7 protein-coding genes are annotated in these 8284 nt (G+C 72.1%); all 7 read right to left on the bottom strand.

Features of this window, described 5'->3' with window-relative positions; translation table 11 throughout:
- The coding region (locus STRTUCAR8_RS23525; RefSeq protein WP_006378428.1) for a condensation domain-containing protein at positions 1-331 on the bottom strand (331 nt) is incomplete at its 3' end.
- Positions 332-406: 75 nt separating this feature from the next.
- Complete coding sequence (locus STRTUCAR8_RS23520) at positions 407-2968, bottom strand: FtsX-like permease family protein (protein WP_234372641.1); 2562 nt, start codon at positions 2966-2968, stop codon at positions 407-409.
- Positions 2968-3747 carry an ABC transporter ATP-binding protein gene (locus STRTUCAR8_RS23515; protein WP_006378429.1) on the bottom strand — a complete coding sequence of 260 codons (780 nt, stop codon included), beginning with the start codon at positions 3745-3747 and terminating at the stop codon, positions 2968-2970. The genes STRTUCAR8_RS23520 and STRTUCAR8_RS23515 overlap by 1 nt, the downstream gene beginning before the upstream one ends.
- Before the next feature lie 254 nt (positions 3748-4001).
- Positions 4002-4817: a 4'-phosphopantetheinyl transferase family protein gene (locus STRTUCAR8_RS23510; protein WP_006378437.1), complete on the bottom strand. Its 816-nt coding sequence runs from the start codon at positions 4815-4817 to the stop codon at positions 4002-4004.
- Between the two features lie 31 nt (positions 4818-4848).
- A complete protein-coding gene (locus STRTUCAR8_RS23505; RefSeq protein ID WP_006378427.1) occupies positions 4849-6237 on the bottom strand; it encodes an alkaline phosphatase family protein in 1389 nt (462 codons plus the stop codon).
- Entirely contained in the window at positions 6234-7394 is a 1161-nt protein-coding gene (gene eboE / locus STRTUCAR8_RS23500) for a metabolite traffic protein EboE (RefSeq protein ID WP_006378426.1), read from the bottom strand. Before eboE ends, STRTUCAR8_RS23505 begins: the two co-directional genes overlap by 4 nt.
- A 9-nt stretch (positions 7395-7403) precedes the next feature.
- Positions 7404-8261, bottom strand: a complete 858-nt coding sequence (locus STRTUCAR8_RS23495) for a TatD family hydrolase (protein WP_006378439.1) — start codon at positions 8259-8261, stop codon at positions 7404-7406.
- Positions 8262-8284 lie beyond the last annotated feature (23 nt).

Here is an 8284-nt window from a genome sequence, read left to right as displayed (position 1 = left end):
TATGACGACTGATCAAGCTCTCGGGCGAGGCCGCGACGCCCAGCAGGTCGCGCTGCCACTGCGCGAAATCGGCGTAATGAACCGGCAGTTGGCGAAACTCCGGGATGCTATCGGTGCATCGTGCCGCGTACGCCGTTTTCAGGTCGCGCATCAACGGTGCCATGGACCAGCCCTCGCCAGCGATGTGGTGGGCGAGCAGCAGCAGGACGTGGGTGTCGGCGTCCAGCGTGTACAGGGTGGCCCGCAGGGGGAGTTTGGACGACAGGTTGAAGCGGTGCCGGGCGGCGGCGGTGAGCAGCGCCGGGAGTTCGGCCTCGGTGGTCGCCGTCATGGGGAGGTCCGGCCGGCCCGCCTCCGAGTCGAAGACGCCTTGGTATTCAGCCGTGAGTGCCGCGGCGCGGTGCCGTCACTGGCGGGAGCCGATGATGTCCGCGGGACGGCCGGTCAGCGACAGCCGGCCCGGTACGACCGTCGCCAGCAGGGCCAGGACTCCGGCGAAGCCGAGGACGCCCAGGTACATCCACGGGTCGACGGAGGGTGCCGCCGCGCCCGTCATGCCGATGCTGAACGCGGTCAGGACGGCGAAGGCGATGCCGCTGCCGAGCGCCGCGGCGATGGCCACCACGACCAGGGACTCGATGCGCAGCATGCCCATGACCTGCCGGCGGGTGGTGCCGACCAGGCGCAGCAGGGCGAACTCACGCGAGCGGTCGGAGACCGACATGGCGAGCGTGTTGACCACGGCGATCGCGGTGAACGCGATGATCAGCCCCATGGCGACGTAGTTGACCTCTGCGTTGGACTGCTGCACCTCGGCCTGGAGGTCCTCGACCTGGCCGCGGTCCAGGACGCCTACGCCCGGGAACGCGGCGACGGCCTTCTGCAGCTGCTCGCGGCCCGCCTTGCCGTCGTCGGTGGTCTGGACGAGGACGGAGGAGGCGAGCGGGTTGTCGACGTGCCGCGCGACGAGGTCGTGGGCCATGGTCAGGTCGCCGAAGCCGAGTCCGCGGGCGTAGACGGCGGCCACCTTCAGCTTGACGACGGTGCCGTCGCCGAGGGTGATCTTGAAGGAGTCGCCGGGCTTCTTGCCGAGGTGGTCGGCGGCGACCTCGCTGAGCGCGACGCTGCCGGTGCCGAAGCCGGCCAGTGATCCCTCGCTGACGTCCGGGTCCCAGTTCTTCCGCAGGCCGTCCGTGGACAGGCCCTGCGCGGGGTACTTGTCGAGGCCGACGCGGACGGTCGTACGGACCACTTCGGTGATCGCGGTGACGCCGGGGGTGCCGCGCAGCGCGTCGGCGGCCTGCTCGGGCACGCCGGGGCCGGAGGAGGCCACCACCCAGTCGGCCCGGTTGCCCTCCTCGGCCTGGGCCGAGGCGGCGTCGCCCATCGTGGTCTGCACGAACAGCACCGTGCAGGCCATGCCGATGAGCAGGGCCAGCGGGGTGATCGCGGACGCCATCCGCTTGGTGTTGGCGCGGACGTTGGCCGTGGCGAGGTGACCGGCGACGCGCGAGGCGCGCAGCGGGACGCCCAGGACCGCGACGGCGAGCCGGGCGATGACCGGACCGAGCAGGGAGACCGCGACCGCCAGCACCACGACGGTCAGGAACGTCACCGGCGTGGACGCCGGCTCGGTCTTCAGCACACTCAGTAAGGCCAGCAGCACCACCCCGCCGGCCAGGGTGAGCGATCCGGCGAGGAAGCGGCCCCAGGCGAAGCCGGCCCGCTCCATGACGGACTCGGCGAGCGCCTCGGCGGGCCGGATACGGGCGGTGCGGCGGCCGGAGATGCGGGCCGCGGCCCAGGCGCCCAGCAGGGAGGCGCCGACGGCGGCGGCGAACGGGAAGAAGCCGAAGGTGACCTCCAGCGTGTCGGGGATGGTGCCGAACCCGACGAACTTGTGGTGCAGCCAGTACGCGATCGGCAGCCCGGCGACGGCGCCGAGCACCCCGGCGAGCAGGCCGACGATCAGAGCCTCGCGGCCGATCAGCTGCCGTACCTGCTTGGGGGTGGCGGCGATGGCGCGCAGCAGGGCGAGTTCGCGGTAACGCTGCTGGATGGAGAGGGCGAAGGTGCCCACGACCACGAGGATCGCGACCAGCAGCGAGGTGCCGCCGATGGCGCCGCCCATCGAGACGAGTTTGACGCGGGCCTTGGCCGCGTCGAGGAACTCGACCGGACCGCGGTCGCCGCCGGTGACAACCTGGGCGGTGGTGCCGTCCAGTGCCTTCTTCACCTGAGCGGCCAGTTCGGCGGTGCCGACGCCCTTCGCGGGCAGCACGCCGATCGCGGTGATCTGGCCTTCGCGGCCGGAGAGCCGCTGGGCCTCGGCGGTGGAGAAGAACAGGGAGGTCTGCTGCTTCAGGTCGCCGCCCGCGGGTGCCGCGACGCCGCTGACGGTGTAGGCGCGCGGGGTGTCGGTCGACTGCACCGTGAGCCGCGAACCGGCCTTCAGGCCCATCCGGTCGGCGAGTTCGCGGTCCACGACGACGTCGGCGGCGGACGCGGGCGCGGTGCCGGAGACGAGCGTGAACGGGGTGAGGGCGGCCGAGGCCCAGGCGTGCCCGTAGGAGTCCTTGCCGTCGACGCCCTCGACGACGCGGCCCTCGGGGCTGACGGCGTAGGCGGGGAAGGTGATCTCGGGTACGACGGCCCCGGCGCCGGGCACCTTCTCCAGCGCGGTGACGGTGGAGCCGGGCAGCCAGACGCGTTCGGCGAGCGGCTTCGCCTTGTGCTTGACCTTGGTCTTGCCCTTCTTCTTCTTGACGGTGGTCTGGTGGACGTTCTGGTCGCCGCCGACGATCACCGGGGCCGCCGCGTACCGCTCGGTGCCGATGGTGCCGCGCAGGCCGGTCTCCAGAAGGATGCCGCACGCGGTGACCAGGGCGGCGGCACACATCAGCGCCAGGAACGCGCCGATGAATCCCCCCTTGCGTGCCCTGAGGGTCTGGAAGGCGTAACGCAGCATCAGGCCCACGCTCCCAGGTGCGTCATCCGGTCCGCGACGCGCTCGGCGGTCGGAGCGTGCATACGGTCGGCCAGCCGGCCGTCGGCGAGGAAGAGGACGGTGTCCGCGTACGACGCGGCCATGGGGTCGTGGGTGACCATGACGACGGTCTGACCGGTGTCGTCCACGCAGGACCGCAGCAGCGAGAGGATCTCCTTCGCCGTGACGGTGTCCAGGGCGCCGGTCGGTTCGTCGCCGAAGATGACGTCGGGACGGGTGATCAGGGCGCGGGCGATGGCCACGCGCTGCTGCTGGCCGCCGGAGAGTTCGCCGGGGCGGTGGGCGGCCCGGCCGCCGAGGCCGACGCGGGACAGGATCTCCTCCAGCCACCGCTTGTCCAGACGCTCGCCGGCCAGGCGCAGGGGCAGTTCGACGTTCTGGCGCACAGAGAGGGACGAGATCAGGTTGAACGCCTGGAAGACGAAGCCGATGCGCTGACGGCGCAGCTTCGTCAGCTGGGTCTCGTTCATCCCTCCGAGTTCTGTGTCACCGATCCAGGCGCGGCCGGAGGTCGGTTTGTCGAGGCCGGCCGCGCAGTGCAGGAAGGTCGACTTGCCGGAGCCGGACGGGCCCATGACCGCGGTGAACGAGCCGCGCTCGATGCTTACGGAAACGCCGTCGAGGGCCCTGACGCCACGGCCGTTTCTGCCGTAGACCTTGCTGACCTCGTCCAGCCGCAGGGCGTGGCTCCGGGTGGCGGTGCCGCTGTGCGGCTCGGTGTTGGTCCTCTCGGTCATCATGCGTGACCAGTCCTCTCCATCCATCGTCGCGTGGGGGCGGTGAGCGCCTCCGCCGACAGCGGAAGTGCGTCGGATCGAACCTGGCCGTCCGATCTATATCGGCGCTATGCAAAATGGCCGGACGGGTGGACCAAGGCACGGGTTTCAGCCGATGACGCGGAGAATCGTCCGAAAGTGGGCAGGTGCGGCGCCCCGCCGGTGACGGCCCGCGGCCGGACCGGTGGGCGCCGCTGTGGGGGTCCGCCGCGCTCCCGTCAGGCAGGCGGATGGACGTGGACCGGACCCAGCGGGCCTGCGGACGGCCGGGACAGGGAGGCCGACCAGGGGCCCGGCAGGTGCAGGTCCTCGACGTGCCAGGTCGTGGTGCGGTCGCGGTGCACGTGGCGCACGGTCAGCGGGCCGTCGGCGGACGGGTTCACGTCCAGGGTGTTCAGCGGCATGCCCATCAGGCCCAGACCGACCGCCTTGACGACCGCCTCCTTACGGGTCCAGGCCCGGTGGAAGGTTCTGGTGCGCTCCGGGCCCTCGGCGAAGGACAGGATCTGCTCGCGTTCGTTCGGCGTCAGGACCAACTCCGCCAGGCTTGCGGACTCCACCGTGCGGTACGCCTCCACATCGACGCCCACCCAGTCGCCCGCCCGGACCGCCAGCACACCGCAGCCGGTGGTGCGGGACAGGCTGACCGCGAGCGGGACGGGCGGCCGGACGACCGCGGGCGGACCGTGTTCGGTGTCGCCGCAGCCGGGGCAGATACGCCGGCCGAAGCGGACGGACTGCGGTGCCACGCCGAGCAGTTCCGCCATCGCCCTGCGCGCGCCGGCCCGGGTGGTCGTGAAGGCCGCCGCGTCCCGCGCCGCGTGGAAGCGGCGGGCACGGGCCCGTTCCGCCTCGTCCAGCAGCGCGAAGTCGACCGGGTCCACCGCCTCGTTCAGCGGCCACCACCACACGTGTGCCGCACCGTCCTCCCCCAGCCGGGCCACCGCCCTGCGTGCCGTCTCCGGCACGTACACGTCGCTGATGTCCGCCGCGTGATCGATGTGCGCGGCGGCCGGGGCCGATAGCGATGCCATCTTTCCTCCTCTCTTCTCGTCACGGCCGGTCTCAGGCCAGTCCGTTGAGGCGCAGGAGCAGTTCCTTCACCTCGGTGGCGTGGTAGCGGTCCCGTTCCTGGACCGGGTCGGAGCACAGCAGCAGCGGCCCGTCCCGGTCGTCCGAGGGCAGCCGTCCGTGGCTGCCCCTGACCAGGCCGGGATCGAGCGGCACCACGGTCAGCGGTGCGCGCATCCCGGCCTTCTTCCGCAGCAGGGTCAGTGCCGCCTTCGCCTTCACCGCCGGAATCGACGGGTCGAAGAAGAGCTCGGCGGGGTCGTAGCCCGGCTTGCGGTGGATGTCGACGCCGCGCGCGAAGTCGGGTGCGCGGGCGTCGTCGAGCCAGTAGTAGTAGGTGAACCAGGCGTCCGGTTCCGAGACCGCCACCAACTCCCCGGAGTTGGGGTGGTCGATGCCGTGTTCGGCCTGCTGGGTGCGGTCCCAGATCTCGTCGACACCGTCCAGTGCCTTCAGCACGTCCCGCACCCGCGGAACATCGGCGGGGTCGGCCACGTAGACGTGTGCGGCCTGGTGGTCGGCGACGGCGAACGCCCGCGAGGTGTGCGGGTCGAGGTACTCCATGCCGCGCTGGGTGTGGACCGAGAGCAGTCCCTCGCGGCGCAGGGCGCGGTTGATGTCGACGGGCCGGCTCACCGCGGAGATGCCGTACTCGCTCAGCGCGACCACCGTCGTGCCGCGCTCCCGCAGGTCGGCGAGGAGCGGGGCGAGGGCCGCGTCGGTCTCCCGGGCGGCACGAACGGCCTGGGGACTGTCGGGGCCGTACCGCTGGAGGTCGTAGTCGAGGTGCGGCACGTAGACGAAGGTGAGGTCGGGGCGGCGGCGGTCGACGACGTACCGGGCGGCGCCCGCGATCCAGCGGGTGGAGGCGATCGACGCGGTCGGGCCCCAGTACTGGAAGAGCGGGAAGTCGCCCTGCGCGACCGTGAGTTCGTCACGCAGGGAGGCCGGGACGGTGTAGCAGTCCGGGGACTTGCGGCCGTCGTGATGGTAGACGGGGCGGGGCGTGAGGACGGTGTCGACGTCGGCGCCCATCGCCCACCACCAGCACAGGTAGGCGGTGGAGTGCTCCGGGTCGCGGCGGCGGGCCGCCTGCCAGGCCTTCTCGCCGTGCACCAGCCCGTTGTGCTGGCGCCACATCATGACCTCGCCCTGGTCGCGGTGGTACCAGCCGTTGGCCACCGCCCCGTGCTCGCGCGGCAGCGATCCCGTGGTCAGGGTGGCCTGCACGGTCGCGGTGACAGCCGGGAAGACGGTGTCCAGGCGGGCGGTGAAGCCCTGTTCGCCGACCGCGCGCACGTGCGGCATCTCGTCGAGCAGCCGCCGGGTCAGGCCGACCGTGCACAGTACAACGACCTGCCGGCCCGTCCGGTCGCCGGTCACGACGTCACCTGCGTGAGACCCACGGCCAGCAACTCGTCCCGCATCCAGGTCATTTCGGCGGCCAGTCCGGTCACGAGGGCGTCGTCGTGGTGGCCGGGCAGCACCGACCAGGTGTAGGTCTCCACCTCGACGTGGTCGGTGACCGCCCGCTCGCCCGCGAACAACGTCCGCAGGGTCGCCCGCAGCACCTCGCGGGTGCCGGCCAGCGGCGGCGGGGGCTCCTCGTGCAGGGGCACGTGGTAGTGGATGCGCCAGGGCGCCCGGCCCGGTAGCGCGCCGGCGAGGGCGGCCCCCAGGTCGTCGCAGGCCAGTAGCGTCCCGTCCGGGCCGGCCTCCCTGGTCTGGTGCAGGAACCGCCGCTCCGCGAAGGGCGCCAGCGCCTCGCGTACGGAGCTCTCCGCGGGGTCGGGGACCTCCAGAGCGGTGGACGCCTGCAGCTTGACCACCGGGACGCCCGCCTCGCGCAGCCGGGCCAGCGCGGCGGCCGGTTCCTCGTGGGCGACGGCGAGGTGGCAGGCGTCGAGGCACACGCCGATCCACTGCGGGTCGGTGCCTGCCAGCGCCTCGACGGCCTGCTCGGTGGTCTCCGCCACACAGCCGGGCTCCGGTTCGATGCCGACCCGTACGGTCTTGCCGGTGTCTGCGGCGATCTGCTTCAACCCCGCTGTGAGCAGGTCCAGTTGCCGAGCCGCTGTGGTGCGCTGGGCCGAGGTCCACACTGTGCGCCAGGCCAGCGGCAGGGTGGAGATCGAGCCATGCGAGGTGCCGTCGGGCAGCAGTCCGGCGAGCACCCGGGCCAGGTTCAGCGTGTACTCCAGGCGGGCCGGTTCCGACCAGTCCGGGTAGTACACGGCCCGTTTGACGACGGGAGCGTGGAAGCCGCGGTAGGGAAAGCCGTTGAGGGTGACCGTCTCCAGGCCACGGGTGCTCAGCTCGCGGCGCAGCCGGGCCACGCCGGCCGGGTCGGCGGCGAGCGCCCCGGCCGTCTCGGCGGGCAGCCACAGGCCGATGCCGATCAGCCGGGCACCGGCGGCGACGCGCACCGGTTCGGCGTACGCGGCGAGTTGGCCGACGATGCCGTCGAGGGTCTCGGCGGGATGCACGTTGGTGCAGTACGCCAGATGGACGGTGGTGCCGTCAGGGTGTCGAAAGCGCATGAGGGGTCCTCAGCTCCCACCGCGGGCGACGGAGTTGCCCGCGAACAGGCCTGCGGCCTGGGTGTCGTTGTATCCGTCGAGGTCCAGCCGGCCCGACTGCCCGTAGAAGGTGACGGGGTTGCGCCACAGGACCAGGTCCACGTCGTCCTCGTCGAAGCCGGCGGCGAGCATCGCGTCGGCGGTGGCGCGCGTCAGCAGCGGGTCGCTGTGGCCCCAGTCGGCCGCCGAGTTGACGAGCACGCGCTCGGTACCGAACCGCTTCAGGACGGCGACCATGCGCTCGGCGGTCATCTTGGTGTCGGGGTAGATGGAGAAGCCCATCCAGCAGCCGCTGTCGGCGACCTCGCCGACGGTGATCTCGTTGAGGTGGTCCAGGACGACCAGGGCCGGGTCGATGCCGGAGGCGCGGACCACGTCCAGGGAACGCCGGGTGCCCCCCGCCTTGTCGCGGTGCGGGGTGTGCACCAGGGCGGGCAGACCGTGCTCCGCGGCGAGCTCGAGCTGCCGGGCGAAGGCGAACTCCTCGGCGTCGGTGACGGTGTCGTAGCCGATCTCGCCGACCGCGACGACGCCGTCCTTGGCGAGGTAGCGCGGCAGCAGGTCGAGGACCGGCAGGCAGCGCGGGTCGCCTGCCTCCTTGGGGTTCAGGCCGATCGTGCAGTAGTGGCGGATGCCGAACTGGGCGGCCCGGTAGGGCTCCCAGCCCAGCAGCGAGTCGAAGTAGTCGGTGAAGCTCGCCGGGTGGGTGCGGGGCTGGCCGAGCCAGAACGCGGGCTCCACCAGCGCCCGGACGCCCGCGGCGTGCATCGCCTTGTAGTCGTCCGTCGTACGGGACGTCATGTGGATGTGGGGATCGAAGATGCGCATGGCCGTGGCTTCCGCTCGGGGTG

The sequence above is a fragment of the Streptomyces turgidiscabies Car8 genome, assembly GCF_000331005.1.
Taxonomy (GTDB): domain Bacteria; phylum Actinomycetota; class Actinomycetes; order Streptomycetales; family Streptomycetaceae; genus Streptomyces; species Streptomyces turgidiscabies.
This window is presented reverse-complemented; position numbering and strand designations above follow the sequence as displayed.

What these genes read in the sequence shown, in the direction of transcription:
- STRTUCAR8_RS23520 (WP_234372641.1), bottom strand. Translation starts at nt 2,968, where the DNA reads ATGCTGCGTTACGCCTTCCAGACCCTCAGGGCACGCAAGGGGGGATTC.
- STRTUCAR8_RS23515 (WP_006378429.1), bottom strand. Translation starts at nt 3,747, where the DNA reads ATGATGACCGAGAGGACCAACACCGAGCCGCACAGCGGCACCGCCACC.
- STRTUCAR8_RS23510 (WP_006378437.1), bottom strand. Translation starts at nt 4,817, where the DNA reads ATGGCATCGCTATCGGCCCCGGCCGCCGCGCACATCGATCACGCGGCG.
- eboE (WP_006378426.1), bottom strand. Translation starts at nt 7,394, where the DNA reads ATGCGCTTTCGACACCCTGACGGCACCACCGTCCATCTGGCGTACTGC.
- STRTUCAR8_RS23495 (WP_006378439.1), bottom strand. Translation starts at nt 8,261, where the DNA reads ATGCGCATCTTCGATCCCCACATCCACATGACGTCCCGTACGACGGAC.